Source organism: Sphingomonas sp. (assembly GCF_039594485.1).
GTDB lineage: Bacteria > Pseudomonadota > Alphaproteobacteria > Sphingomonadales > Sphingomonadaceae > Sphingomonas.
Genome location: NZ_JBCNNI010000004.1, coordinates 40,115 through 65,833, shown reverse-complemented (window position 1 = coordinate 65,833; position 25,719 = coordinate 40,115). Strand labels below are relative to the sequence as shown.

Below are 25,719 nucleotides of genomic sequence, written 5' to 3'. Positions count from 1 at the left end.
GGGATTTATGGACGACCTGCTGCAGGAATTCATTGCCGAGACCCGCGAGACGCTGGAGGCCCTGTCCGGCGAGATCGTCGCGTGGGAAGCCGCGCCGAACGACCGGGCGCGCCTCGATGCGATATTTCGCTTCGTCCATACGGTGAAGGGAAGTTGCGGCTTCCTGGATCTTCAGCGTCTGGCCCGGTTGAGCCATGCGGCCGAGGATGTCCTCGCCGCCTTGCGTGACGGGCATCGCACCGCCGATACCCGGATGGTCAATGCGGTGCTGGCGATCGTCGACCGGATCGGCGCCGTCGTCGAGTCGATCGCGGCGGGCACGGCGCATGACGATTCGGACGACGACGATCTGATCGCCGCCTTGGCCCAGCCCGAAGAGAGCCCCGCCGCCGCGGTCCTGCGCCCTGTCGTGCCCCCACGCACGGCACCACGCAGCATCCGCCTGAGCGTCGATCTGCTCGACCGGATGATGAGCGGCATGTCCGACATGGTGCTGGCGCGCAACGAACTCGCGCGCCGCCTGCGCGACGATGTGCTCGAACCGCGTGTCGAGGCGGCGCTGGATCGGTTGTCGCTGACCGTCGCCGATATGCGCGACACGGTCACCCGGACGCGGATGCAGAAGGTGGACGGGCTGTTCTCCGCTCTGCCCCGCATGGTCCGCGACACGGCGGCCGAACTGGGCAAGGCGGTGGCGTTGCGGATCGAGGGGGCGGACGTCGATCTGGACCGCGAGATGATCGAGATGATGCGCGACCCGCTGGTCCACATCATCCGCAACGCGATCGACCATGGCATCGAGACTCCCGCCGAACGTCGCCGCAAGGGCAAGTCGCCGACCGGACAGATCGGCGTCACCGCGCGTCAGTCCGGCAACCAGATCCTGATCGAGATCGCCGACGACGGCGCGGGCATCGACGTGGCCCGCATCACCGCGAAGGCGGTGGCCAGCGGCTTGCGCGACGTCGGCGAAGTGGCGGCGATGAGCCAGGCGGACAAGCTGAAGCTGGTGTTCGAGCCCGGACTGTCGAGCCGAGAGACCGTATCCACCATGTCGGGGCGCGGCGTCGGCATGGATGTGGTCCGCGCCAATATCGAGCATGTCGGCGGCCGCGTCGCGCTCGACAATCGCCCCGGCCAGGGACTGACCATTACCATCCATGTGCCGCTGACCCTGTCGATCATGCCGACCATCGTCGTCGCGGTGGGAGGACAGCGCTTCGCCATCGCCCGTCAGTCGATCGAGGAGATCGTCAAGGTTCGGGGCGACCAGGTGCGGATCGATCCGGTCGGTGCGGTCCGCATCGCGACCGTGCGCGGGCGACGCCTGCCGATGCTGCCGCTCGGCCCGTTTCTGGGGGTTTGCGAGGACGATCCCTCGACTTTGGTCATCGTATCGACGCGCGACGGCGATTATGCGCTGGGCGTCGACGATGTGCTCGACACCGAGGAGGTGGTGGTCAAGCCCGCCGCACCCGCGGTCATGGCGATGGGCCTCTATGCCGGCCAGACCCTGCCCGACAGCGGGCTGCCGATGCTGCTGCTCGATGGCGGCGGCCTGGCCCATGCGGCGGGCCTTTGTTTCCATCGCGAGGTCATCGCCGCGACGGAGGAGGCGGAGGAGGACAGTGCGCAGCCCGCCCTGCTGTTCGAGGATATCGACGGCGTGCGCCGCGCGATCCCGCTGGGGGCGATCGACCGGGTGGAAAAGGCCGCGACCCGTGCGATCCACCGGTCCGGTGGCCGCGTCCGGCTGGTCGTCGGCGACACGACGATCCCGCTGCACCACGCCCTGGAGGTGACCGTCGAGGATTTGCTGGCCGAGGGCGAGATCGAGGTGCTTCGCCTGACCGATGGCGATGCCGAATGCGCCTATGCCATGGCCGCCGCGCTGGAGATCATCCAGTTGTCCGGCGACATCGCGGCCGCGCCGGGTGCGGGCCCTGTCCTGGGCGTGACGGTGTGGCAGGGAGAGGCGATCGAGATCGTCGATCCGCTGGCCTTGTTCGTCGATGCGGGGGACGCCCCGAATGCCGCCGCGCCGCCCCTCTGCCTGCTCGATGGGACGGGGGCGCTGTGGATGGACCGATTCCTGCGTCCGGTGCTGGAGGCGAACGGCTATCGTTGCGCCCTGACAGCGGAGGCAAATGACACGCCTGCGGTTCGCCTGATGATGGATGACGACGCCGTGGTCGGCGACGGATCGGGTGCGCCGGTCGTGCGGTTGCGACGCGACCGTGACGGGCTGGACGATCCCGACACCATCTATCGCTATGATCGTCCCGCGCTGATCGCCGCGCTTGCCGGTCATGCCCGCCGGGGTGGTCGCTGATGCCGCTGTTCCTGATCGCCCGAATTGCCGACCAGGGCGTGGTGTTCGACGCCGACCAGGTCGATTCGGTCGTCGATATCGGCGAGGTCGTGGCGGTGCCGCGCGCCGAGCCCTCCGTCCGTGGGCTGACCGCCTTGCGAAGCCGCGTGATCACCGTGGTCGACACGCGGCTGGCGCTGGGGCTGGAACCGACGGCGGCGCATATCCGTCGCGCGGTCATCACGCTGCAGGACGGTCATTATTACGCGATGCTGGTCGACGCGCTCGACGATATCGAAACCTTCGACACCAGCCCGATGCCGCATACCACGGTGCGCGAGGGCGGCTGGTCGCGCGCCGCCGCCGGCCTGGTGGTGCGCGACGGCGAGCCGCTACTCGTGCTCGACCTCGCCCGACTGGTCCCGCCGCCGATGGCGCTGGCCTGCTGATCCGTTAACTCGGTCCTTACTTCTGTGCGCTAGACTGGCGGATGGGCCCATCGGGTTCGTGCTGTTACTAGGGCGTTTTCCTTCATGAAGACCTGTCTCGTCGTCGATGACTCCAAGGTGATCCGCAAGGTGGCGCGTCACATATTGGAGACGTTGGACCTTCAGGTCCGCGAAGCGGGCGACGGGCGGGAGGCGCTGGAGGCATGCCTCGAATCGGTCCCCGACGTCATTCTGCTCGACTGGAACATGCCGGTGATGAGCGGGATGGATTTCCTGCGTGCGCTGCGCGAGGCCAAGCTGGAGCGGCGACCGCGCATCGTGTTCTGCACGACCGAAAACGGCATGGCGCATATCCGCGCGGCGATCGACGCCGGGGCGGACGAATATATCATGAAGCCGTTCGATCGCGACACGTTGGAGAGCAAGCTCCAGCTGGTCGGCATCATCTGAGCCCCCTCGGTCAAGCGCGCGTTCGGGACCGCCACGGCATGGCCTCATCCGCCTTTTCGCCCCCCCAGGCCGGGCGGGATGCCGGGATCGAGGCCAGGGTTGATGACCGCGCACCGGCCCGCATCCTGATCGTCGACGACTCGGCGGTGGCGCGGGCGCTGATTGCGCGCGCGATCGAGCCGCACGCCCGCTTCGCCGTGGCGGGCGCGGTCGCGCATGTCGAGGCGGCGCTGGCGTTCCTGACCGAGCATAAGGTCGACATCATCCTGCTCGACGTCGCGATGCCGGGCATGGACGGCATCACCGCGCTGCCCCGTCTGCTGGCGGCGGGACAGGGCGCGCGCATCATCATCGTGTCGGCATCGACCTCGGACGGTGGCGCGGCGGCGGTGCAGGCCATGGCGCATGGCGCGGCCGACACGCTGGTCAAGCCCAGGCCCCAGGGCCTGGCGGAGTTCGGGGCCACGCTGCTCCAGAAACTCGATGCGCTGGCCGGCCCCACGGAACGCACCGTGGCGGCGCACCCCGGGACGCCCTCGCCGGTCGCCACCTCGCCAAGACCGGGCCTGCCGCTGATCATCGGGATCGGCGCATCGACCGGCGGCATCCATGCTTTGGCCAAGCTGCTGGAACTGGTGCCGCCGACGCTGACCGTCCCGATCGTCGTGACGCAGCATCTTCCGGCCACCTTCATGACCTTTTTCGCGACGCAGCTCGCCGCCGTCGCGCGCCGCCCCTGCGACATCGCGGCGGATCATCTGCGGCTGCGCCCCGGCCGCATCGTGATCGCACCGGGCGACGCGAACATGACCTTCGCACGCCTGCCCGACGGTGGCGCGGCGATCCGGTTGCGGCGCGAGCGCGCCGCCAGCGGCTGTCTGCCCTCGGTCGATCCGATGTTCGCGTCGATGGCGAAGGTGTGGGGCGAGGGAGCTTGGGGCATCGTGCTGACGGGCATGGGCCGCGACGGGCTGGAGGGGGCACGGGCCTTGAAGACGGCGGGAGCGACGGTCATCGCGCAGGATCGGGAAAGCTCGGTCGTCTGGGGCATGCCCGGTGCGGTCGTGACGCGGCATCTGGCCGATGCCGTCCTTTCGCCCCAGGCGATCGGCGCGATGCTGGCGATGAAGGCAGGGGGACGGCGATGACATCTGGCATCGGCCTGCCTTCGGCCATCCCCGCCCGGACCATGGCACCGCCGCCGCAAGCCGCCATGCCGTCGCGCGCGCTCAGCGTCCTCACCGCGCTGCTGGAGGCGCGGACCGGGCAGCAGATCGTCAGCCATCGCTCGCTGCGGGTCGATACCGTGCTGCTGCCGCTCATGCGCGAGCGGGGCCTGGATACGCTGGACCAGCTCGTCACCGCGCTGCTCGATGGACGCGAGCCGATGCTCGCGAACCGCGTGGTCGATGCCCTGGTCAATGGCGAGACATCCTTCTTCCGCGACATCCACGTCTTCGACCATATCGTCGAACTGGTCGCCGAGGTGGAGCGGACCGGCCGCCGCGCGCGCATCTGGAGCGCGGGCTGCTCGACCGGGCAGGAACCGTTGTCGATCGCGATGCTGTTCGCCGAGCGCAGCCCGAATACCGACACGCCCATGCCGGAGATCATCGCGACCGATGTGTCCGACGCCGCGATCACGCGCGCGCGGACCGGCATCTTCACCCAGTTCGAGGTGCAGCGCGGCCTGCCGATCCGGCATCTCGTCCGTTGGTTCGAAGGGCGGCCGGGCAATGAATGGGCGGCACGCCCCGAATTGTTGCGCCATATCCATTTCCGCCAGACCAATCTGGTCGCCGATGCGCCCCCGGCGGGCGGCTTTGACCTGGTGCTGTGTCGCAACGTCATGTTGTACTTTGCACCCGAGGCCAAGGCCCGCGCCTATCGCACGATCGCGGAGGCGATGCGTCCCTCGGGCTGGCTGATGCTGGGGGCGGGCGAGACGGTGCTGGGCCAGACCGACCTGTTCCAGCTCAGTTCGGCGGGGCGCGGCATGTATGAGAAGAGCGCGGCCGCCGATCCCCTCACGGCTGCATGAGGCCATATCCTTCGCGCGACGATGCGGCTAACAGGGGCGTCGGGCATGGCACCAAATGAGGGCCGTGCAGGAGGTTGCATGACGATCGTCGACACGCCGTCACCCAATTTCGACGCGCGTACCCTGCCCATATCGATGATCGTGTTGCACTATACCGGCATGCAGGACGCCGAATCGGCGATCGCGCGACTGCGCGACCCGGAGGCCAAGGTATCGTGCCATTATCTGGTCACCGAGGACGGCATGGTCCTGCGCATGGTCGCGGAGGAGCATCGTGCCTGGCACGCGGGCAGGTCGCATTGGCGCAGCATCGACGACGTGAATTCCGCGAGCATCGGGATCGAGATCGTCAACCCCGGCCATGACTGGGGCTATCGCCCGTTTCCCGACGCGCAGATGGCGGCGGTGATCGAGCTGGTCGCCGATATCCAGGCGCGCCACGGCATCACGCGCGGCAATATCGTCGGCCATTCGGACATCGCGCCCGCCCGCAAGCGCGATCCGGGTGAGCTGTTTCCCTGGGGTGTGCTCGCCCGGCGGCGACTGGCGCTGCCGCGCCCGACGCGCAACCTGATGGACCCGATGTGGACCGAGGCGGGCTTCTGCCTCGCGCTGGAGCGCTTCGGTTATGACGTGACCGACCGGATGGCGGCGATCATGGCGTTCCAGCGGCGCTTCCGCCCCGAACTGATCGATGGGGAGATCGATGCCGAGTGCCGGATGATCCTGCTGGCGCTGCTCCTGCCGCGACCGCAGGGGGATGATTGAGGGGGGCGAGGCGAAGCCCATCCCGAAGCCTGACCCACAAACCCCTTGCCCTCGCCGCCAATAAGGCTACATCCGCCCCCAGTCAGAGGGCCGGGCGGCCGCGGCCTCGGGAAACCGGGGGCGAGGAAAGTCCGGGCTCCATGGAACGACGGTGCCGGGTAACGCCCGGCGGGGGTGACCCCAGGGACAGTGCCACAGAGAGCAGACGGCCACGGCTTCGGCCAGGTCAGGGTGAAAGGGTGCGGTAAAAGCGCACCGCGGGTCCGGTAACGGAAACGGCATGGCAAACCCCACCGGGAGCAAGACCGAATAGGGATGGCATGGCGCGCAAGCGTCGGGGCGTGTTCCCGCCCGCTGTCCGGGTTGGTTGCTTGAGGCGATGTGCGAGCATCGTCCTAGAAGAATGGTCGCCCATCCGGCTCTGCCGGTGGACAGAACCCGGCTTACAGGCCCTCTGGCTGACGTCACGGACCCGCGCCGCATGGTGCGAGGCACATCATGCGGCGCGCGACGGCCGATCAGATCAGAACCTTGTCCGGCCGCTCCAGGCTGTCGAGATCGGTGCTCGCGTCGATCTCCAGCAGGGTTTTGATATGCCCGTCGCGAATGTCATAGACCCAGCCATGCAGCCACAGCTCCCGCCCCGCGGCAAAGGCCTTCTGGACGGTATCCAGCCGGGCGAGATGGCGGAGCTGCTCCATAACGTTGACCTCGACCAGCCGGTTGATCTTGGCCTCCTGGTCCGGCTGGGCGTCGATCTCTTCGCGGTGGCGGTGGAGGACGTCGCGGGCATTGCCCAGCCACTGGTCGAGCGGCCCTGCGGTCCCGCCCTCCAGCGTCGCGCGTACCCCGCCACAGCCATGATGGCCGCACAGGATGACATGCCGCACCCCCAGCACGTCGACCGCATATTGCACGACCGACAACAGGTTGAGGTCGTCGTCGTGCACCAGATTGCCGATATTGCGGTGCAGGAACATGCCCCCGGGCGGGGTCATGGTCATCTGTTCGGGCGTGACCCGGCTGTCGGAACAGCCGATCCACAGGAAGTCGGGCTTCTGCCCAAGCGTCTGGCGCTGGAAGAAGTCGGTCTTCTCCTCCAGGAGTTCGGCTGCCCATGCCTTATTGGCGAGCAGGAGCTGCTTATATTCCCTCATGCGTAGCGCACTCCCGTCGATGGGGCCTTGATCAGGGGGGCGGTCCGCTCGGCGATGTCGCTGCGCACGATCACATGGATGCCGCGATATTCGGCGCCTTTGATGAAGGCATTGATGATGTCGATATTGTCGAGGTCGACATAGGAGGTCGACGACAGGTCGATCAGCAGATTGGCATGGTCCGGCACCCTGGCCAGCACCTTCTGCAACTCGTATTTATGGATGAAGTACAGGTTGCGCCGGGCGCGGATCAGGCAGTCCTCGCCATCGCAGGCGAAGGTCAGGGCCGGGCGGAAGTTGCGCGCCACCACGAAGACGAAGCCGACGACCAGGCCGACCACGATCCCGATCAGCAGGTCGGTGCGCAGGATCGCCAGGATCGTGACGATGAAGGGGATGAACTGGGTCCAGCCCTGCTTGTAGCGTTCGGTGAACAGCTTGGGCTTGCACAGCTTGTACCCGGTGGCGATCAGCACGGCGGCGAGCGCGGCCAGCGGGATCAGGTTCAGTACCGCCGGGATCAGCGCGACCGAGAGCAGCAGCCAGGTGGCATGCAACATGGTCGACATCTTGCTCTCGGCGCCCGAATCGACATTGGCCGAGGAGCGGACGATGACCGAGGTGACGGGCAGGCCGCCGAGCAGGCCCGAGACAATGTTGCCGCCGCCCTGCGCCATCAATTCCCAATTCTTGTCGGTGGTGCGGCGGCGCGGATCGAGTTCGTCGACCGCCTTGACGCTGAGCAGCGATTCGAGGCTGGCGACGATCGCCAGCGTGAGCGCGGTGGTCCAGACCGCCCCCAGCCCGATCGCCGAGAAGTCGGGCAGTTGGAACTGGCCGACGAACTCCGACGCGCTGCCCGCGACCGGCACCTGCACCAGATGGCTGCCCGACAATTGCCATTCGGGGCGCAGCGCGCCCAGGATCATGTTGCCGACCACGCCGATCACCACGACGACCAGCGGACCGGGGAGCAGGCGCAGCGGACCCTGTTTGGGCTTGGCATGATCCCACCAGAACAGGAAGGCGAGCGAGATCCCACCGATCAGGACCGCGCCGGGTGAGATATCCCGGCTGACGCTGGCCCACAGGTCGGTGAAGGTGTTGCCGCCGGCGCGGCTGGCATATTCGAAGCTCCCCTCGAAATCGCCGTCATAGCCGATGGCATGGGGAATCTGCTTGAGGATCAGGATCAGGCCGATCGCCGCCAGCATGCCGGTGATGACCGAGGAGGGGACGAATTCGGCCAGCACGCCCGCGCGGGTGAAGGAAAAGGCGAGTTGGAGAACACCCGCCAGCGTCACGGCGAGCAGGAAGACCTGGAAACTCGGCATTCGCTCGATCGCCTCGAAAACGATGACGGTCAGGCCCGCGGCGGGGCCGGAGACCGACAGAGGCGATTTGGACAGAAAGCCGACGACCAGGCCGCCGACGATACCGGCGATCATGCCCGCAAATGGCGGGGCGCCGGACGCGACCGCGACGCCGAGGCAGAGCGGCAGCGCGACGAGCGCCACCACGATCGAGGCCGGCACGTCCGCCCTTGCGGTGGCCAGGAAGGAACGACGGTCGGCCACGGTGACTCCTGACAGCGATGGGGTCGGCATATGTCCGATACGGACATGAATATAAAATGACGGATATGTCATGAACGAGCGGCCGATCACCGGTCAAGCATTTCCGGGTGGCATTTTCATGAAGTGCCCGCCGGGGTGCTTGCACGCGCGCGCAACTCGCTTAAATCGGCCGGTGTGGCGCGATCTTCTACCCGATCCAATGACTGGGGCTTCCCTCGCTGGCGCAGCTATGGCGCGGCGCGGGAGGCCAAGCCCGTGCGAATCTGTGACCGGCATGGGTGCGACCAGCCGGGCAATTGTCCCGCGCCCAAATCGCCCAACAGCCCCGACCGCTGGTATTTCTGCGAGGCGCATGCCGCCGAGTATAATCGCGGCTGGGACTATTTTCAGGGGCTGAGCGCGGAGGAAGCCGCCGCGCGCGAAGCGTCCGAGCGGCGGACGAGTGCCGGCTATGCCCAGTCCAAGCATCAGGCCTGGGCAGGCCCGGGGGACGGCAGCCGTTCGCGCGACGAGATGCGCGCGCTGGACGCGCTGGGGCTGGAGCCGGATGCCGAATTCGACCTGATCCGCGCGACCTGGCGCGGGCTGGCCAAGGCCAATCATCCCGATGTCCGCCCCAACGACCCGGAAGCGGCCACCCGGTTCCAGCAGGTCCAGGCCGCTTATGAGGTCCTGCGTGCCGCCGAGGAGCGGCGGAGCTGGAAGCCCGAATGATCCGCCGCGCCAAGGCGGAGTGGGAAGCGACGGTCCTGGTTTGCGGCAAATGCTCGAAAAAGGTCGGCGGTGGCTTCGGGCCGAAGGGCAAGACCCCGCTTGCCAAGGCGCTCCGGCGGATTTTCGGGAAGGGGCGCAAGGCCTCGGTCGGGGTCGTCGAGACCAAGTGCCTTGGGCTTTGTCCGAAACATGCGGTGACGCTGGTGGATGGGCGACGGCCGGGCGAATGGCTGGTCGTGACGCCCGACGAGGATGTCGAGGCGGTCGCGGCGCGACTGGGGCGGGCGGGATGATCCTTTGAGGGATATCCCTCAATAGCGTCCGGCCGTCTCCCGGATCAGTGCGATCATGTTCGGAATCCCCTGCGTCCGGTTGGAGCTTAGCTGGTTCCTCAGGTCGAAAGGCGCCAGTTGGCCCTCGATATCGGTCGCCAGAATCGCGGCAGGGGTCTTGTCCTGCACGGTCTTCAGGACGAGCGCGATGATCCCCTTGGTGATCGCCGCGTTCGAATCCGCCAGGAAATGCAGCGTCTCGCCCTCGCTTTTGGTCGGATAGACCCAGACCGACGCCGAACAGCCGCGCACCAGCGTCGCATCGGTCTTCAGCGCGTCGGGCATCGGCTCCAGCGCGCGGCCGAGATCGATCAACAGGCGGTAGCGATCGTCGGCGTCGAGGAATTCATATTCGTCGCGGATTTCGGCAAGGTCGGACATGGGAGTGTCCGCTAGCTCCTGCGTCCGCTCGGGACAAGCCGGTGGGTATATCATCCGCGGGAAGGGGGGAGGGCCATTCCCCATGCCTTCCGGCCAGGCGTCAGAGGTCGACGCCTGCGGCGATGGCTTCGAGCTTGCGGATGCGCTCCTTCAGGTCGGCCATCTCGATCCGCGATGCCGCCGAGCTGGCGGGCGGGTAGGGCATGTCGTGGCTGCGATCCAGCTCACGGCTCTTGAGCTGCAGCCAGCCGCGCCAGCCGGCAAGGCCAGCGGTGACGATCATCGCCAGTCCGGCAAGGCCAGCGGTCGCGATGACGATATAAAGATTGATGTCGGTCATGATCCGGGCTCCCTGTCCGTATCAATGGTGGGATCAGCGGTCGCGCAGGCGCTCGATCTCGCGATCGAGATCGATGCTCTTGTGCTGATCGGTGATGACGCGCTCCAGCACCTGGATACGCTCCTTGAGCTGCTGGATCTCGCCGCGCAGCGCCTGGGTGTCGCGGGCCCCTTCGCCGCGCAGATGCTCGACGATGTCGAGGCCGGGCGATCGGCGATGCTTGGCCTTGAAGATGCTGGCGATCATGACGATCGCGACGATCATGACGACCATGAACTGTGAACCGGACATGGCGGTAACTCCCCTCTGAAATCTTGTGTCAGTGTTCGATGCGGGCGGGCGTTTCGCCCGGTGCGCGCAATCCGTCGATCTCATCGCTCAGCGCCAGGCCGCGATCGGTGATGATCCGCTCCAGCACCCGGACCCACTGTTCGAGCCGTTCGGTCTGCGCGGCATATTGCGCCGCCTTTTCCGCGACCATCGTGGCTTCGGTGGCCAGCCGCTTTTCGCGATAGGCGAACCAGGGCTTGATGACGACGCCGCCGATGATCGCGACCATGCCGCAGCTGATGCCAAAGAGCGGGATCAGGATAGCGAAATCGTGCATCGCTTCTCTCCCTCAGCGATCGCGCAGCGCGTCGATGTCGCGCGCGGTCCGCTCGGCGGGGTCGGTGGCGATCCGTTCCAGGACGGCGATCCGCTCTTCCAACCGGCTGACCTGGCCGACCAGCTTCTGGTTCTCGGCGGTCAGCAGTTCGACCTTGCGGCTCTCTCCAAGGTCGCCCTTGTGGGTCATGCCTCCCCATTCATTTTCCAGGCTATAGCCGTGCTTCGCACGGATCCAGGTGGTGACCACCCACGCGATCATCGAGATCGAGATGATCGCCAGGACGAAACCGGGTCCTCCCGAAGACATAATCCATACTCCCATAGGATAGTTGATATGTGGCCCCGGCGATCAGCGCAGGCTGTCGATCTCGTCGGCCAGCTGGCGGTTGCGGCTGGTGTAATGCAGCTCGATATCGGCGAGGCGACGGTCGAGGTCGCGGAACTTCGAGCGGACCTCGGCGGTCGAACGGCGCGGATTGCTGCGCACGCCCTGCCAGAACTTGGCATCCTCGTCCGACTGGTAGAGCCCGATCGGCTTGGCGTTCGCCATCCATGCGATCAGCATATAGGCGACCGGCACCCAGGGCATGCCGACCCCGGTGATGGTCAGCAGGACCGCGGCGACGCGGATCCACATCACATCGACGCCGGTATAGTCGGCGATGCCGGCGCACACGCCCTTGAACTTGGCGTTCTGCTTGTCGAGGTAGAAATTGGTGCGGCTGGCGGTCATCTCAATTCCTCCGATCGAGGCTATAGTCGGTCTGGCCGAGGCGGCCTTCGGGGCGCCACTCGGACTGAAGACCGGGTTTGAAATTGGGATTGTCGGCAGCGATGATCCGCTCGACGGTGTTCACCCGGTCTTCCAGGCGGCGCGCGAGCAGATGAAGCTCGTCGAGCAACTGCTCGTCCTCATGGGTGATCTTCGGCGCCTGCTTCCACTTGGTCACATAATGCAGGACCAGCCAGGGCAGCGCGATGAACAGCGAGACGAAGAGGACGAAGGGGACAGCGACACCTTCCATCTCACTCTCCCTTGTTCAGGCGCGCCTTGAGCGCGGCGAGTTCGGCATCCACCCGGTCGGAGGCGCGCAGTTCGGCGATCTCTTCCTCCAGCGTCTTGGGGCTGGCGCCCAGGCCCAGCGCCTCGGCGCGGCCCTCGGCCTCGTCCACCTTGCGCTCCAGCATGTCGAAGCGGCTGAACGCGTCGTGGGTCTTGGGACCATTCCACATTTCGCGCAGGCGATAGCGGTTGTTGGCGCTTTCCAGACGGGTCTGGACCGCATTCTGCTTGGTCCGGGCCTCGCGCAGCTTGTTCTGCAGCTTGGCGATGTCCTCTTCCGACGCGCGCAGCGCATCGTCGAGCACCTGGACTTCGGCCTTCAACTGGTCGGCCATGTCGGCGGCCTTCTGGCGTTCGATCAGCGCGGCCTTGGCCAGATCCTCGCGGTCCTTCGACAGCGCCAGCTCGGCCTTCTCCGTCCAACTGTCCTGAAGCTGGTCCAGCTTCATGATGTGGCGGCGGATTTCCTTCTGGTCGGCGATCGTGCGGGCGGCAGAGGCGCGCACCTCGACAAGCGTCTCCTCCATTTCGAGGATGATCATGCGGATCATCTTCGCGGGGTCTTCCGCCTTGTCCAGAAGGTCGGCGAAATTGGCGGCGACGATGTCGCGGGTGCGGGAGAAAATGCCCATCGGATACTCCTTGATGGCGGCTATTCGGGGATTATGCGGTCGGTGCCTCGATCGCCGCAACCGGAGCCGTGGTGGTGGCGACATGCGCGGGGGCGAGGGCGCCCATCAGGCAGGTGGCGCTCATCACGACGGTGCAGGCGATGGCGGCGATCTGGCGGGTGAAGTCGGTGGTGAACATGGTGGAAACTCCCTGATTTCTGTGTCTCGGTCCGCTCGATGGCGGGATGACAGAAGCATTGCAGGAGGCGTGCCAATTTCAAAAATGGCGGGAATACGCGGGTTTTCCCCAATAGTTGCGCAGGCCGAACGATTACACCCTTGCCAAGCCTTGGGAAAATCCGCCACCTGTTGGGAATGGATCGGACAAGTCAGGTCATCGGCCAGTCGGGGGCCTTTCTGGATGCACTGGAACGCGCCAGTCGTGCGGCGGCGCTCGACCGCCCCGTGCTGGTCATCGGCGAGCGCGGGACCGGCAAGGAACTGGTCGCAGAGCGCCTCCACCGGCTGAGCGGACGATGGGACCAGCCGCTGGTCGTGATGAATTGCGCCGCGCTTCCCGAATCGCTGATCGAGGCGGAGTTGTTCGGGCATGAGGCGGGTGCCTTCACCGGCGCGACCAAGGCGCGCGCGGGGCGGTTCGAGGAGGCCAATGGCGGCACGCTGTTCCTCGACGAACTGGGCACGCTGTCGATGGCGGCGCAGGACCGGCTGTTGCGGGCGGTCGAATATGGCGAGGTGACACGGATCGGCTCGTCGCGGCCCATGCGTGTCGATGTGCGGATCGTGGCCGCGACCAACGAGCATCTGCCCGACAAGGTCGCGGCGCATCAATTCCGCGCCGACCTGCTCGACCGGCTGTGCTTCGAGGTGGTGACCTTGCCCCCCTTACGCGCGCGCAAGAGCGACATCATGGTCCTGGCGAATCATTTCGGGCGGCGCATGGCGGCGGAAATCGGCTGGGACGACTGGCCCGGTTTCGGTGCGGCGGCGACCGATGCGCTGATGGAGCATCGCTGGCCGGGCAATGTCCGCGAATTGCGCAACGTGGTCGAGCGGGCGGTCTATCGCTGGGACCGGGAGGGGCCGGTGGACGCGATCGAGATCGATCCTTTCCGCTCGCCCTATCGCCCGCAAGGCCAGTCGCCCGCCGCCGCCAAGAGCGAACAGGCCAGTCCGTCCGCGTCTGCGCCGATGAGCGACGGTGACGAGGTGGCGGCCTGTGATGTCGGGCCATCCGACTTCAAGTCCCGCGTCGCGCGGTTCGAGCGCGAGCTGCTGACCAAGGCGCTGGCCGAGAATCGCTTCAACCAGCGGACCACGGCGGAGGCGCTGGGGCTCAGCTATGACCAGCTTCGCCATGCGCTTCGTCGTCATGATCTGATCGGAACGGTTGCGTAACGCGGTTCGGGGAGCCATTTGGGGTGTCCGGCGTTGCCACAGGCAAACCCAAAGGAGCATTTACGATGGCTTTCGAACTGCCGCCCCTTCCGTACGACTATGATGCGCTGGAGCCGGTCATCTCCAAGGAGACGATGACCTTCCACCATGACAAGCATCATGCCGCCTATACCAACAAGCTGAACGAGGCGGTCGAGGCCGATGCCTCGCTCCAGGGCAAGTCGATCGAGGACATCCTGGCGAACATCTCGGCGGCCCCAGCCGTCGTCCGCAACAATGGCGGTGGTTTCTGGAACCATGACTTCTTCTGGAAGATCATGACCAAGCCCGGCACGACCCAGCCCTCGGGCAAGCTGGCCGAGGCGATCGAGGCGTTCGGCGGTCTCGACAAGCTGAAGGACGAATTCAACACCAAGGGCGCGGGCCAGTTCGGTTCGGGCTGGGCCTGGGTGATCGCGGACGCCGAGGGCAAGCTCAAGGTCACCTCGACTCCGAACCAGGACAACCCGCTGATGGACGTCGTCGCCGACAAGGGCACGCCGATCCTGGGGAATGACGTGTGGGAGCACGCCTATTACCTGACCTATATGAACGACCGTCCGGGCTATCTGAAGGCCTGGTGGGACGTGGTGAACTGGGACGAGGCCGGTCGCCGGTACGAGGCGGCGGTCGCGTAAATTCGCGGTTGTCCGTTTCGGACAAGGGAAAGGGCGGCTCCGATGGAGTCGCCCTTTTTGTTTTTGAATCGGATTTATACTCCGTATCTTCTCGGAGTATTTATAGTGGTGCGGAGATCATTACGCCTTGGTGCCGCCTGCATTAAAGAGAAGTGGCTTATTTATTCCCAGTCATCCGTGCATTTCACAATGCTCGAAGAGGATGTATAGTCTCTCCAAAGGAATCTTCGGATAAATCCGTAGTGCCGGGTGAGAGGGAGGTGGTGATGCGATCCAAGTATTTGGTACTTGGCAGGATCTTCGGAAATGTCGCCATCCTGGGAGCATCTTTGATCGCGGCAGGTCCGGTCTTTGCGCAAACCGGCGCATCGTCACCCGCCAAGGCGACATCGTCCGCTTCCCAAAGCGTCGTGGCGAAAAAGCCCGCGACAGACGAGCAGGGGCCGGTCGAGATCGGCGCGGACAACACGATCGTCGTCCTCGGCCGACGTCTACGTCTGCCCGCGGCCGAGGCACCGAAATGGGCGATCTGTGCCGTTATCAGCCGTTTACCAGGGTATTCCTTGATCCTGCGGCAAAATGCTGACGCGCTGCCGCCGATCATCCAGCCAACGCGTATGCCGCGCAATCCAGATTACAAAGCACAGCCCAAAGTCCCGATCGGCTCCCCGCTTCCCACCTTGGGCAAGTCTCGTTTCGGTATGGCGGCGGGCGGTGACATCGCACTGCCAGGCGCCGATCCGTCCGTCGCTGCCGAGGCGGGAGCGCTCCCCGGTGGTTTCGAGGCCGATGGATCGGAGGCAGGCGCGACGTCACTCCAACGCGCGCAGGCCTATGGTATGGGGGCCTTATCGGCGGATAGCGCGGCAGCGAGGAACTGCGTGAGTCTTCTTGGTGGCCCGAGCGAACTGGCCCAGGTGCCGCACAGTTCGGCTACGAGCCGTAGTTCCTATGTCGCAGCCGCCGAATATGCGATGCGGGATACCGATCTGCCGATGGGCTTCGCGCTGTTCGACCAGGGGCGCTATGCCGAAGCGCTTCCCTATTTCGAGAATGCGGCGAAGAACCTGACCAACCTGAATGGTGGTGACGAAGCCGCGCTGTTCGTCGCCAAGCTGTTGCTGGCCGGTTTCGGCAAGGGCGACGAGAATAAGCGCGCGATCGAAGCACTGAAGCGCGCGGCGCTGACCAACTATGTCGAACGCTTTCATCTGCCGGTCTTTGACCCGGCCAATCCAGAGATGAATACGGCATCGGGTGAGGCCGCCATGATGCTGGGCGCCATCTATCAGCAGGGATCTTACGGGACCCGGGTCGATATGGAGGAGGCATGCCGCTGGTACCGGCGTGCGGCCTTTGTCGGCCATGTGGCTGCATATAAGACACTGGGCGACATCGAATATTTCGGCCTGGGCATTCCCCGCGATCCCAAGGCCGCCTTCGCCGATTATAAGCGCGGCGCCACGCGCCATCTTGCCTCCGCGCAGGTGGCGGTGGGCGACATGCTGCATGACGGCGACGACGGGATCGCCGTCGATCTGCCGCGTGCGATCGCCTGGTATCGTGAGGCGTTGAAGCATGACGATCCAGATGCTGCCTATGCGCTGGCGATGGCCTATGAAAGCGGCAAGGGGGTCCCCGTCGACCGCGAGGTGGCGTTCGGCCTGTACCGACGGGCGGCGCTGAAGGGGTCGATCGAGGCGCGCGTCGCGATCGGCGATTATTATCGTACCGGCACCTTCGTCCCGCGCGACGATGCCACCGCACGCCGCTGGTTCGAATTGGCGTCGCAGCAGGGCAGTCCCGACGGCATGTTCAACTATGCCGCGCTTCTGGCCAATGGCCGGGGCGGCGAGCGCGACCTGCCCCGTGCCTGGGCTTGGCTGAAGGTCGCGGCGGCGAAGGGCAAGCAGGAGGCCGCTACGGCGATGGCGGTGCTCGAGGCGCGGATGACCGCCGATGACAAGAAAAAGGCCCTGGCCTTGAGCGGCGCGCTATAGGTTATGCGATCGGACCGATCCGGTGGAGTTCGTCACTCCACCGGCGGCTCGTCGACCTTCGCCGCTTCCGCATTCAGCCCATGCTTCAGCAGCATCGGGATATTCGCGATGGCAAAGCCCAGGGTCAGCGGCATCGCGCCCCACAGCTTGAACCCGACCCAGAAATCCCAGGTCGAATTGCGCCATACGGCCTCGTTCAGCACGGCCATGAAGGCGAAGAAAAACGCCCAGTTCCTCGTCAGCTTGCGCCAGCCCTCGGGCGTCAAGCCGGAATAGACGCTGCCCAGCACCATCTGGATCAGCGGTCGCCCGGTCACGAGGCCGAAGAACAGGATGGCCGAGAACATCGCATAGACGATGGTGGGCTTCATCTTGATGAAGCGTTCGTCGTGGAAATACAGGGTCAGGCCGCCGAACACGACGACCAGCACGCCCGACATCCACAGCATCGGCGAGATGCGGCCCAGCTTCACCTTGCTGACGATCATCGACGCCACGGTCGCTGCCATGAACACGCCCGTTGCGACCAGCACGCGGGTCAGCGGGCCCATCGGCGCAAGGAAATTGACCGCGAAGAACAGGATCAGCGGACCATATTCGATCCCGGCCTTCAGGCCGGCACTCGCCTCCTTCTGGGGCGCTTCGTTTCGGGGGATGCTCATTTGCGGCCTCCCTCGATCCCGGCAATGATCCGGCTGACCTCATTGGCGTCGAAGGGGCGCAGGTCGGTCATGCCCTCGCCGACGCCGATCGCATGGATGGGCAGGCCGTATTTCTCCGCCGCCGCGACCAGCACGCCGCCGCGCGCGGTGCCGTCCAGCTTGGTCATGACCAGGCCGGTGACGCCGGCCACGTCCTTGAACACCTCGATCTGGTTGAGCGCGTTCTGGCCGGTGGTGGCGTCGAGCACCAGCAGGATGTCATGCGGCGCTTCGGGGTTCAGGCGGCCCAGCACGCGGCGGATCTTGGACAGCTCGTCCATCAGCTCGCGCTTGTTCTGGAGGCGGCCGGCGGTGTCGACGATCAGCACGTCGATGCCGGTCGCGGTCGCCTGTTTCACCGCCTCATAGACGATGCCCGCTGCGTCGCCGCCTTCCTTGCCCGACACGATCGGTACGCCGACCCGCTCGGCCCAGGTGGCGAGCTGGCCGATGGCGGCGGCGCGGAAGGTGTCGCCCGCCGCCAGCATGACGCCATAATCCTGCTCCATGAACAGATGGGCGAGCTTGGCGATGGTCGTCGTCTTGCCGGAACCATTGACGCCGATGACCAGGATCACCTGCGGCCGGGGGAAGGCGTCGATCTCCAGCGGGGTGGCGACCTTGGCGAGCGCCTTCTCCACCTCCTCGGCGACAACCAGGCGAATGCCCAGTTCCTCCATGTTCCGCTCGAAACTGCCCTCGGCCAGACGGGTGCGGATATGGCCCGCCGTTTCGGGGCCGAGATCGGAGGCGATCAGCGCTTCCTCGATCTCGTCCAGCGTATCGTCGTCGAGCCGCGCGGTGCCGAGCCCGGCGAGATTGCCGACCAGCCGGTCCGAGGTGCGACGAAAACCGCCGAGCAGCTTTTCGTGCCAGGAGGAGGATGAACTCATGCCAATTGTCCGATCAGATGGGTTTCGGTCGCCGCCATGACCCGAACGCGGGCGATGCTGCCGGGTTCGGTGGCGGGGGAAAAATGAATGTCGGCGAAGTCGGGCGCATGGCCGCGCGTCCCCGGCCGTTCGACCAGAACATCGTGGACCACGCCGACCTGAGCGGCCAGCCAGTCGCGACGGCGGCGTGCGGCGGCTTCGCGCAAGCGTGCGGCACGTTCGCGACGCAGGGGATGCGGCACCTGCGGCATCCGGGCGGCAGGGGTGCCATCGCGCGCCGAATAGGGAAAGATATGCGCATGGACGATGTGGCAATCGTCGATCAGCGCCAGCGTGTCCGCCGCCATCGCCTCATCCTCGGTCGGGAAGCCAGCGATCAGGTCCGCGCCGATCGCGATGTCGGGCCGGGCGGCCAGCAGGCGTTCGACGATGGCGACCGATTGCGCGCGGCTGTGCCGACGCTTCATCCGCTTGAGGATCAGGTCATTGCCCGCCTGGAGGGACAGATGAAGATGCGGCATCACCCGCACCTCGCCCGTCACCAGCTCGAACAGCCGGTCGTCGATCTCGATCGAGTCGAGCGAGGACAGGCGGAGCCGGGGCAGGGCGGGCACATGGGTCAGGATACGCTCGACCAGCAGGCCGAGGCTGGGCTGCCCGGGCAGGTCGTGGCCATAGCTGGTCAGGTCCACCCCCGTCAGCACCACCTCCCGATGGCCCAGCTCGACTGCGCGCGCGATGCGGTCGATGACGATCCCGGCGGGCACCGAACGGCTGGGTCCGCGCCCGGTGGGGATGATGCAGAAGGTGCAGCTATGGTCGCAGCCATTCTGCACCTCGACGAAGGCGCGGGCATGGCCCGCAAAGGCCGACACCAGATGCGGCGCGGTCTCCACGACGCGCGACAGGTCGGCGACCAGCATCGGCTCGGCCGAGGCCCAGGCCTCGGGGCGCAGCTTGTCGGCATTGCCCAGCACGCGCGCGACCTCGGGCATCGCGGCGAAGCTGGCGGGGTCGATCTGGGCCGCGCATCCGGTCACGACGATCTGCGCATCGGGTCGTGCCTTGGCCGCGCGGCGGATCGCGGCGCGGGTCTGCTTCACCGCCTCGTTGGTGACGGCGCAGCTATTGACGACGACCATGTCCTCGCGGCCCGCGGCGAGCGCGCGGATCGTTTCGCTTTCGGCGATGTTGAGGCGACAGCCCAGACTGATGATCTCGGGCCCGGAAGGGGACGACATGAGTGTTGATCTAGGGATGGATGAACGGCGTGTCCACGCGGAGGCGCGGGACATAGTCGACTTCTGGTTCGCCCTGCCACCCGAAAAGCATTTCGCCAAGGATGACGCGCTCGACCGGGTGATCGCCGAGCGGTTCGGCGGCCTGCGCGACCAGGTGCTGGCGACCGAGGCGATCGGCTGGCGCGACGATCCCGATACGCTGCTGGCGGCGATCCTGCTGCTCGACCAGTTTTCGCGCAATCTGCATCGCGGCTCGGCACAGGCCTATGCCGCCGATCCGCTTGCGCTGGAGCTGTGCCTGTCGGCGATCGATGCGGGGTGGGAATATCACTATCCGCCCGACCGGCTGGCCTTTGTCTACATGCCGCTGATGCACGCCGAATCGCGTGCCATGCAGGATCTGAGCGTCGCGAAGTTCGCCGAGCTGGGGCGGGAGGACAATCTGGCCTTTGCCCGCGATCACCGGGACGTCATCCGGCGATATGGTCGCTATCCCAGCCGCAACGAAGCGCTCGGTCGCGCCTCCACCGAGGATGAGCGGGAGTATCTCAGCCGGCCAGACGCGGGCTGGTGATGGGCGCGGCGGCAACGCCTGCGAGCAGACGCTTTTCGGCGAGCATCTGACGGACCTGCGCCACGTCCAGCGGCGGGCCGTAAAGCGGGCCCTGCCCATGCGAGCAGCCGATCTTGCGCAGGCGCGCTTCGGTTTCGGAATGGCGCAGGCCCTTGGCGGCGATGGGCAGGTTCAGATTGTCGCCGAGCTGGACGATCGCGGTCACGATCGCGCCGCTCCCCGGATCGGCGGCCATGTCGCAAATGAAGTCGGGATCGATCCGCACCCGGTCGAAGGGAAGGGCGCGCAGATGGGCAAGGCTGGAATAGCCGCTGCCGAATTCGTCGAGGGCCAGCGCGATTCCCTGATTTTTCAGGCTCACGACGATCGACTGGGCCAGGGCGAGATTGGCGAAGAGCGCGTTCTCGGTGATCTCGATTTCCAGCCGATGGGCGGGAAAGCCGCATTCGGTCAGCGTCTTGATGATCTTCTGCGCCAGCCAGGCGTCCTGGAATTGCGACGCGGTCAGCGGGAAGGACAGGGTGATCGATGGATCCCAGTCGCGCGCGCAGGCCATCGCCTGCCGCATCAGCGACAGCGACACCTCGCCGGATAGTCCACAGGCCTCGGCCACCGGCATGAAGCGGTCCGCCGTGATCGGACCGAGCGTGGGATGGTTCCAATGGCCAGACACCTCGAATCCGGTCAGCCGCGCGGTGCCCAGATCGACCTGGCAGTCAAAGCGGGGCTGGATGTCGCCCCGGGTCACCGCGCCCCGCAGGTCGGTGATGATCGCGTTGCGCTCGGCCATCGCGCTTTCCATCTCGGCGGCGAACCACAGGGGCTTGCCGTCGCCGCGCGCCTTGGCGGCGATGAGCGCCAGGTCGGCCTTGCGCACGAGCTTGTCGATCGTCTCCGACGCCCCCTCCGCCCGCGCCATCGCGATTGCGGCGCGGGGCGCGAACTCCTGGTCGTTCAGGCGGATCGGCTGGCTCAGGCGGATCGCCAGCCGCTCGGCCAGTCGTTCGATCCGGTCCGGTGCGCGCGGGTCGATCGTGGCGAGGCAACCAAAGCAATCCCCCTCGAACCGCGCGACGATCGCGTCGGACGTCGCCTCGCCACGCAAGGTCTTCGCGACGTGGAGGAGGAGGGTGTCGCCCGCCTCATGCCCGAACGATCCCGCGATCGTGCGGAAGCGATCGATGTCGATCAGCAGCAGCGCGACGGCGCGCCGTCGATGATGGGCGGTTTCCAGCAGCTTCTGCCCCGCATCCTGAAAGAAGTGCCGATTGGCGAGGCCGGTGAGGGGATCGCGTTGCTCCACCTGCTCGGCCTGGGTTGCAGGCGTGGCGGGAAGGCGGCGATAGGCGATGGTCAATGCCGTTGCGGCAGCGAACAGGAGGATCTTGGCCGGGAAGTCCATTCCCAGTTCGATCAACGCGATCGCGGCGGTCGTGAGGAAGGTGACGCCAGCCACCACCCCTGCGAAGATACGCGTCGAAGCAGGGCGTCTGGTCGCAGCCTCGGATGACCGGTACATGAGGAAGCGGTCGCACGGCAGGAGTGTATAATGTGTTAACGAACGGGGCCGTATTCGTTAACGAACGGGTCCGCCGGGCCCGACTTGCGCCGAGCGGTGTTTTGGCTTAGGAGCGCGGCCACGTTCCGTATCGGAATGCGAGAGAAGCGCCCAAGGGTGCACGCTGGCCGGCGAGGTTTCGCCCGCCGGCGCTTTTGCGTTTGGACGGATTGCATTGGGTTTGGTCCGGGCTTTTTCGGTCCGGTCGTGATGAGGTGAGGCGATGTTCGACAGCTTGAGCGATCGGCTTGGCGGCGTTTTCGACCGCCTTCGCGGCCGTGGCGCGCTGACCGAGGCGGATGTCCGCACCGCGATGCGCGAAGTCCGCGTCGCGCTGCTGGAGGCGGACGTCGCGCTGCCCGTCGCGCGCGACTTTGTCGACAAGGTGACCGAGCAGGCGATCGGCCAGAACGTCCTGCGTTCGATCACGCCGGGCCAGCAGGTCGTCAAGATCGTCCATGACGCGCTGATCGCGATGCTGGGCGCGGATGCCAGCGAGCTTCTGCTCGACGTGACGCCGCCCGCCGTCGTCATGATGGTCGGCCTTCAGGGCTCGGGCAAGACCACCACCACCGCCAAGATCGCCAAGCGGCTGTCGAGCGGCGCGTTGGGGCGCGATCGCAAGAAGGTGCTGATGGCGTCGCTCGACGTCAATCGCCCGGCCGCGCAGGAGCAGTTGGCGACGCTGGGTACGCAGGTCGAGGTATCGACCCTGCCGATCATCGCCGGGCAGCAGCCGGTCGAGATCGCCCGCCGCGCGATGCAGGCCGCCAAGCTTCAGGGCTATGACGTCCTGATGCTCGACACCGCCGGTCGTCTGCACGTCGACCAGGCGCTGATGGACGAGATGAAGGCGGTGGCGGAGATCGCCCAGCCCCAGGAAATCCTGCTCGTCGTCGACTCGCTGACCGGCCAGGACGCGGTGAACGTCGCGACCAGCTTCTCGGAGCAGGTACCGCTGACCGGCGTGGTGCTGACCCGCATGGACGGCGATGCCCGCGGTGGTGCGGCGCTGTCGATGCGCGCCGTCACCGGCAAGCCCATCAAGTTCGCCGGTGTCGGCGAAAAGATGGACGCGCTGGAAGCCTTCCACCCTGAACGGGTCGCGGGTCGCATCCTCGGCATGGGCGACGTCGTGTCGCTGGTCGAGCGCGCGGCCGAGACGATCCAGCAGGAAGATGCCGAGCGCATGGCCAAGAAGATGGCCAAGGGTCAGTTCGATATGGACGACCTGCGCGGCCAGCTTCAGCAGATGCGTCGCATGGGTGGTCTGGGTGCGCTGGCGGGCATGATGCCGGGCATGAAGAAGGCGCAGAACGCGCTGAACGATGCCGGTGGCGACAAGATCCTGCTCCGCATGGATGCGATCATCACCTCGATGACGCCCAAGGAGCGCGGCAAGCCCGAACTGATCAACGCCAAGCGCAAGATCCGCATCGCCAAGGGTTCGGGCACCACGGTGCAGGACGTGAACAAGCTCCTGAAGATGCATCAGGAAATGTCCACGGCGATGAAGAAGATCAAGAAGATGGGCGGCATCAAGGGCATGATGGCGATGCTCGGCAAGGGCGGCCTGGGTGGTCTGGGCAACGCGCTGGGCGGTCCGCAGATGGGCGAGATGCTCAACAAGGCGGGTAGCAACGGCCTGCCCGGCGGCGGTCTGGGCGGTCTGGGTGGCGGCAAGCTGCCCGACGGCATGCCAAAGCTGCCCCCTGGCTTCGAAAATCTCCTGAAGAAGAAATAACCCCCGCGCCGGACGGAATTGCCGGTAATTTCGAACTTTTTACTCCAAGGACTATATCATGGCTCTCAGCATTCGTCTGTCGCGTGGTGGCTCGAAGAAGCGCCCTTACTATCGTATCGTGGTGGCCGACGCCCGTGCGCCGCGCGACGGCAAGTTCATCGAGAAGATCGGCAACTACAACCCGCTTCTCGCCAAGGACAATGACCAGCGCGTGCAGCTCGACGCCGAGCGCGCGAAGCACTGGCTGGCCAATGGCGCGCAGCCGACCGATCGTGTCGCCCGCTTCCTGGACGCCGCCGGTGTCCGTGAGCGCGCCGCGCGCAACAACCCGAACAAGGGCAAGCCCGGCGAAAAGGCCACCGAGCGCGCCGAAGAGCGTGCCGAGAAGCTGAAGGCCGCTCAGGAAGCCGCCAACGCTCCGGCGGAAACCGCCGAGGCGTAAGTCTCGGTCCGTCGTTCCGGCCCTGGCCGGAATGGCGGAATGAATGCCCCTCACGGCATCGGAATGCGGGGTCATGCGTTTCCCAGGGCCAATGGCTTTGAAGGACATGCGCATGACCCCGCCGACCGAACCCGATCCCCGGACCGCACCCGACGATCATGACGACGCGACCAACCAAGGCGTCTCCGCCCCCGACCCCGTCGAAGGCGGCAACGACACCCCTGGCGGAGACGGCGACTCGCCAAGCGGCTGAGCCAAACGTCACCCTGGCGGTCATCATCGGCGCGCACGGCATTACGGGCGAGGTTCGGCTGAAGGTCTTTGCCGATGACGTCTCGGCCTATCGATCGTTCAACGACGGGGCCTTGACCCTGAAGTCGGCGCGCGACGGCTCGAATGGCGTCATCGCCCGCTTTGCGGAGGTGACGGACCGCAATGCCGCCGAAGCCTTGCGAGGCACGGAATTGACCGTGCCGCGCTCGGCGCTCCCTCCGCTGGAAGAGGGCGAATATTATCATGCCGACATCATCGGCCTGTCCGCCATCGCCAGCGATGGCGAGGAATTGGGCCGTGTCGCGCTGATCGAGAATTTCGGCGCGGGCGACGTGCTGGAAATTGAGCGCCCTGATGGCCGCCGCTTCATGGTGCCGATGGGCGCGCAGGCGGTGCCCGAATGGGATCAAACCCGTCTGATCGTGGAGCGCGCCTTCATCGCCTGATCGGTTGTTGCCGGTCGAGCATGTTGCGGATCGTCGTCGCCGCGACCCCGGCCTCGCCCATGGCGTGGCTGATCTGATCCAGTCCCTTCACCACATCGCCAGCGGCGAACAGGCCGGGGACCGAGGTGCGTTGGTGGTCATCCACTTCCAGGCACCCGCTCGGGTCCGCCCTAGCCCCCGCCGACACCGCCAGCTCCGACCGGATGCGCGAACCCATCGCCGGATAGACGCTGTCGAAGCGCATCCGTCCGCTTGCCGTGTCCAGCGCGAGCCGGTCGCCTTCGATCGCCCACCCGCCGCAGGGGCCATCGATCCGCGCGACTCCCGCCTCATCGAGCGCCTTCGCACAGCCGGAGTCGAGGTCGTGCGCGGCATCCGGCGCGATCAGCGTCACGTCGCGGGTAAAGCCGCGCAGGAACAGCGCCTCGCGCATACCATGGTCGCTGGTGCCGATCACGCCCACCCGCTTGTCCGTCACCTCATAGCCGTCACAGACCGGACAATAGCGCAGCAATCCCCGCTCCAACGCGGGATCGTGAACGTCGGGCAGCAGGCCCTTGGGTCGGTGGTTGACGACCCCGGTGGCGAGCAGGACGCTGCGCGTTCGATACTCCGCGTCTTCGGTGGCGACGCGAAATCCTGCGTCTTCGGGGTGGATGGCCGTCACGCGACGCGGGATGCAATGCGCCCCATAGCGCCGGGCCTGTTCGTGCATGCGGGCGAGAAGGGCCTTGCCGCTGATGCCCTCAGGATAACCCGCATGATTGTGCGTACATGGTATCATCGCCGCCCGGCTGGACCCGCTGTCGAACATGCGGATGCGCAGATGGTAGCGGGCAAGGTAGATTGCCGCCGTCAATCCGGCCGGCCCCGCGCCGATGATGATGCAATCGTCCATGGCGGGGCAAAGCATGAGCCTGCGCAACGTTCCTTCGCGGCAAGGCGAGG

Annotated in this window: 32 protein-coding genes and 1 other RNA gene; 16 read left to right on the top strand and 17 right to left on the bottom strand. The window is 66.2% G+C overall.

Annotated features, from left to right (window positions below; genetic code table 11):
- Positions 1-7 precede the first annotated feature (7 nt).
- From ABDV78_RS02675 to rnpB, 7 genes are all read left to right on the top strand, one after another.
- Complete coding sequence (locus ABDV78_RS02675; RefSeq protein WP_343525645.1) at positions 8-2,332, top strand: ATP-binding protein; 2,325 nt, start codon at positions 8-10, stop codon at positions 2,330-2,332.
- Positions 2,332-2,760: a chemotaxis protein CheW gene (locus ABDV78_RS02670; RefSeq protein WP_343525644.1), complete on the top strand. Its 429-nt coding sequence runs from the start codon at positions 2,332-2,334 to the stop codon at positions 2,758-2,760. Before ABDV78_RS02675 ends, ABDV78_RS02670 begins: the two co-directional genes overlap by 1 nt.
- A gap of 84 nt (positions 2,761-2,844) precedes the next feature.
- Positions 2,845-3,210: a response regulator gene (locus tag ABDV78_RS02665; protein WP_343525643.1), complete on the top strand. Its 366-nt coding sequence runs from the start codon at positions 2,845-2,847 to the stop codon at positions 3,208-3,210.
- A 38-nt stretch (positions 3,211-3,248) separates the two neighbouring features.
- Positions 3,249-4,358 carry a chemotaxis-specific protein-glutamate methyltransferase CheB gene (gene cheB / locus ABDV78_RS02660; protein WP_343525642.1) on the top strand — a complete coding sequence of 370 codons (1,110 nt, stop codon included), beginning with the start codon at positions 3,249-3,251 and terminating at the stop codon, positions 4,356-4,358.
- Positions 4,355-5,251 (top strand): protein-glutamate O-methyltransferase CheR, encoded by an 897-nt coding sequence (locus tag ABDV78_RS02655; RefSeq protein ID WP_343525641.1) that lies wholly within the window; start codon positions 4,355-4,357, stop codon positions 5,249-5,251. The genes cheB and ABDV78_RS02655 overlap by 4 nt, the downstream gene beginning before the upstream one ends.
- A gap of 78 nt (positions 5,252-5,329) precedes the next feature.
- Complete coding sequence (locus tag ABDV78_RS02650) at positions 5,330-6,019, top strand: N-acetylmuramoyl-L-alanine amidase (RefSeq protein WP_343525640.1); 690 nt, start codon at positions 5,330-5,332, stop codon at positions 6,017-6,019.
- Between the two features lie 82 nt (positions 6,020-6,101).
- An RNA gene (gene rnpB, locus ABDV78_RS02645) (RNase P RNA component class A) lies at positions 6,102-6,481 on the top strand.
- A gap of 56 nt (positions 6,482-6,537) precedes the next feature.
- Here the strand turns inward: rnpB and ABDV78_RS02640 are convergent.
- Both ABDV78_RS02640 and ABDV78_RS02635 read right to left on the bottom strand, forming a co-directional pair.
- Positions 6,538-7,176 (bottom strand): carbonic anhydrase, encoded by a 639-nt coding sequence (locus ABDV78_RS02640; RefSeq protein WP_343525639.1) that lies wholly within the window; start codon positions 7,174-7,176, stop codon positions 6,538-6,540.
- A complete protein-coding gene (locus tag ABDV78_RS02635) occupies positions 7,173-8,753 on the bottom strand; it encodes a SulP family inorganic anion transporter (RefSeq protein WP_343525638.1) in 1,581 nt (526 codons plus the stop codon). Before ABDV78_RS02635 ends, ABDV78_RS02640 begins: the two co-directional genes overlap by 4 nt.
- A 174-nt stretch (positions 8,754-8,927) precedes the next feature.
- On the opposite strand from ABDV78_RS02635, the gene ABDV78_RS02630 reads away from it, so the two are divergent.
- Both ABDV78_RS02630 and ABDV78_RS02625 read left to right on the top strand, forming a co-directional pair.
- Positions 8,928-9,467: a J domain-containing protein gene (locus ABDV78_RS02630; protein ID WP_343525637.1), complete on the top strand. Its 540-nt coding sequence runs from the start codon at positions 8,928-8,930 to the stop codon at positions 9,465-9,467.
- Entirely contained in the window at positions 9,464-9,760 is a 297-nt protein-coding gene (locus ABDV78_RS02625; protein ID WP_343525636.1) for a (2Fe-2S) ferredoxin domain-containing protein, read from the top strand. The genes ABDV78_RS02630 and ABDV78_RS02625 overlap by 4 nt, the downstream gene beginning before the upstream one ends.
- Before the next feature lie 18 nt (positions 9,761-9,778).
- On the opposite strand, the gene ABDV78_RS02620 is transcribed toward ABDV78_RS02625, so the two are convergent.
- From ABDV78_RS02620 to ABDV78_RS02580, 9 genes are all read right to left on the bottom strand, one after another.
- Positions 9,779-10,180, bottom strand: a complete 402-nt coding sequence (locus ABDV78_RS02620) for a SufE family protein (protein WP_343525635.1) — start codon at positions 10,178-10,180, stop codon at positions 9,779-9,781.
- A gap of 100 nt (positions 10,181-10,280) precedes the next feature.
- Entirely contained in the window at positions 10,281-10,520 is a 240-nt protein-coding gene (locus tag ABDV78_RS02615) for a hypothetical protein (RefSeq protein WP_343525634.1), read from the bottom strand.
- Positions 10,521-10,553: 33 nt separating this feature from the next.
- The gene (locus ABDV78_RS02610) at positions 10,554-10,811 is read right to left on the bottom strand and encodes a hypothetical protein (RefSeq protein WP_343525633.1); all 258 of its coding nucleotides are present in this window, start codon (positions 10,809-10,811) and stop codon (positions 10,554-10,556) included.
- Positions 10,812-10,839: 28 nt separating this feature from the next.
- Entirely contained in the window at positions 10,840-11,127 is a 288-nt protein-coding gene (locus tag ABDV78_RS02605) for a hypothetical protein (RefSeq protein ID WP_343525632.1), read from the bottom strand.
- Positions 11,128-11,139: 12 nt separating this feature from the next.
- The gene (locus ABDV78_RS02600; protein ID WP_343525631.1) at positions 11,140-11,436 is read right to left on the bottom strand and encodes a hypothetical protein; all 297 of its coding nucleotides are present in this window, start codon (positions 11,434-11,436) and stop codon (positions 11,140-11,142) included.
- A 42-nt stretch (positions 11,437-11,478) separates the two neighbouring features.
- On the bottom strand, positions 11,479-11,862 hold the full coding sequence (gene pspC, locus ABDV78_RS02595) for an envelope stress response membrane protein PspC (protein WP_343525630.1): 384 nt from the start codon (positions 11,860-11,862) through the stop codon (positions 11,479-11,481).
- Position 11,863: 1 nt separating this feature from the next.
- On the bottom strand, positions 11,864-12,154 hold the full coding sequence (gene pspB, locus ABDV78_RS02590) for an envelope stress response membrane protein PspB (protein ID WP_343525629.1): 291 nt from the start codon (positions 12,152-12,154) through the stop codon (positions 11,864-11,866).
- Position 12,155: 1 nt separating this feature from the next.
- A complete protein-coding gene (gene pspA / locus ABDV78_RS02585) occupies positions 12,156-12,824 on the bottom strand; it encodes a phage shock protein PspA (protein WP_343525628.1) in 669 nt (222 codons plus the stop codon).
- Between the two features lie 31 nt (positions 12,825-12,855).
- Entirely contained in the window at positions 12,856-13,002 is a 147-nt protein-coding gene (locus ABDV78_RS02580; RefSeq protein ID WP_343525627.1) for a hypothetical protein, read from the bottom strand.
- 176 nt (positions 13,003-13,178) lie between these two features.
- On the opposite strand from ABDV78_RS02580, the gene pspF reads away from it, so the two are divergent.
- The gene (gene pspF, locus ABDV78_RS02575; RefSeq protein WP_343525626.1) at positions 13,179-14,222 is read left to right on the top strand and encodes a phage shock protein operon transcriptional activator; all 1,044 of its coding nucleotides are present in this window, start codon (positions 13,179-13,181) and stop codon (positions 14,220-14,222) included.
- Positions 14,223-14,287: 65 nt separating this feature from the next.
- On the top strand, positions 14,288-14,899 hold the full coding sequence (locus ABDV78_RS02570; RefSeq protein WP_343525625.1) for a superoxide dismutase: 612 nt from the start codon (positions 14,288-14,290) through the stop codon (positions 14,897-14,899).
- A 184-nt stretch (positions 14,900-15,083) separates the two neighbouring features.
- On the opposite strand, the gene ABDV78_RS02565 is transcribed toward ABDV78_RS02570, so the two are convergent.
- Complete coding sequence (locus ABDV78_RS02565; RefSeq protein ID WP_343525624.1) at positions 15,084-15,503, bottom strand: hypothetical protein; 420 nt, start codon at positions 15,501-15,503, stop codon at positions 15,084-15,086.
- A gap of 277 nt (positions 15,504-15,780) precedes the next feature.
- On the opposite strand from ABDV78_RS02565, the gene ABDV78_RS02560 reads away from it, so the two are divergent.
- A complete protein-coding gene (locus ABDV78_RS02560; RefSeq protein WP_343525622.1) occupies positions 15,781-16,899 on the top strand; it encodes an SEL1-like repeat protein in 1,119 nt (372 codons plus the stop codon).
- A gap of 32 nt (positions 16,900-16,931) precedes the next feature.
- Here the strand turns inward: ABDV78_RS02560 and ABDV78_RS02555 are convergent, their stop codons facing one another.
- Genes ABDV78_RS02555 through mtaB form a run of 3 tightly spaced genes read right to left on the bottom strand, consistent with a single transcriptional unit; the run spans position 16,932 to position 19,734 of the window.
- A complete protein-coding gene (locus tag ABDV78_RS02555; protein WP_343525621.1) occupies positions 16,932-17,561 on the bottom strand; it encodes a septation protein A in 630 nt (209 codons plus the stop codon).
- The gene (ftsY, locus tag ABDV78_RS02550; protein ID WP_343525620.1) at positions 17,558-18,493 is read right to left on the bottom strand and encodes a signal recognition particle-docking protein FtsY; all 936 of its coding nucleotides are present in this window, start codon (positions 18,491-18,493) and stop codon (positions 17,558-17,560) included. The genes ABDV78_RS02555 and ftsY overlap by 4 nt, the downstream gene beginning before the upstream one ends.
- Complete coding sequence (gene mtaB / locus ABDV78_RS02545; RefSeq protein ID WP_343525619.1) at positions 18,490-19,734, bottom strand: tRNA (N(6)-L-threonylcarbamoyladenosine(37)-C(2))-methylthiotransferase MtaB; 1,245 nt, start codon at positions 19,732-19,734, stop codon at positions 18,490-18,492. The genes ftsY and mtaB overlap by 4 nt, the downstream gene beginning before the upstream one ends.
- On the opposite strand from mtaB, the gene ABDV78_RS02540 reads away from it, so the two are divergent.
- Positions 19,733-20,308, top strand: a complete 576-nt coding sequence (locus ABDV78_RS02540; RefSeq protein WP_343525617.1) for a DUF924 family protein — start codon at positions 19,733-19,735, stop codon at positions 20,306-20,308. The genes mtaB and ABDV78_RS02540 overlap by 2 nt on opposite strands.
- On the opposite strand, the gene ABDV78_RS02535 is transcribed toward ABDV78_RS02540, so the two are convergent.
- Entirely contained in the window at positions 20,283-21,764 is a 1,482-nt protein-coding gene (locus tag ABDV78_RS02535; RefSeq protein WP_343525616.1) for an EAL domain-containing protein, read from the bottom strand. The genes ABDV78_RS02540 and ABDV78_RS02535 overlap by 26 nt on opposite strands.
- 325 nt (positions 21,765-22,089) lie before the next feature.
- Between ABDV78_RS02535 and ffh the strand changes: the two genes are divergently transcribed.
- From ffh to rimM, 3 genes are all read left to right on the top strand, one after another.
- Entirely contained in the window at positions 22,090-23,610 is a 1,521-nt protein-coding gene (gene ffh, locus ABDV78_RS02530; protein ID WP_343525615.1) for a signal recognition particle protein, read from the top strand.
- A 58-nt stretch (positions 23,611-23,668) separates the two neighbouring features.
- Positions 23,669-24,052: a 30S ribosomal protein S16 gene (gene rpsP, locus ABDV78_RS02525; protein WP_343525613.1), complete on the top strand. Its 384-nt coding sequence runs from the start codon at positions 23,669-23,671 to the stop codon at positions 24,050-24,052.
- 158 nt (positions 24,053-24,210) lie between these two features.
- Complete coding sequence (rimM, locus tag ABDV78_RS02520; protein ID WP_343525612.1) at positions 24,211-24,771, top strand: ribosome maturation factor RimM; 561 nt, start codon at positions 24,211-24,213, stop codon at positions 24,769-24,771.
- Here the strand turns inward: rimM and ABDV78_RS02515 are convergent.
- The gene (locus ABDV78_RS02515) at positions 24,761-25,669 is read right to left on the bottom strand and encodes an NAD(P)/FAD-dependent oxidoreductase (protein ID WP_343525611.1); all 909 of its coding nucleotides are present in this window, start codon (positions 25,667-25,669) and stop codon (positions 24,761-24,763) included. The two genes, rimM and ABDV78_RS02515, sit on opposite strands and share 11 nt — an antisense overlap.
- Positions 25,670-25,719: the final 50 nt, after the last annotated feature.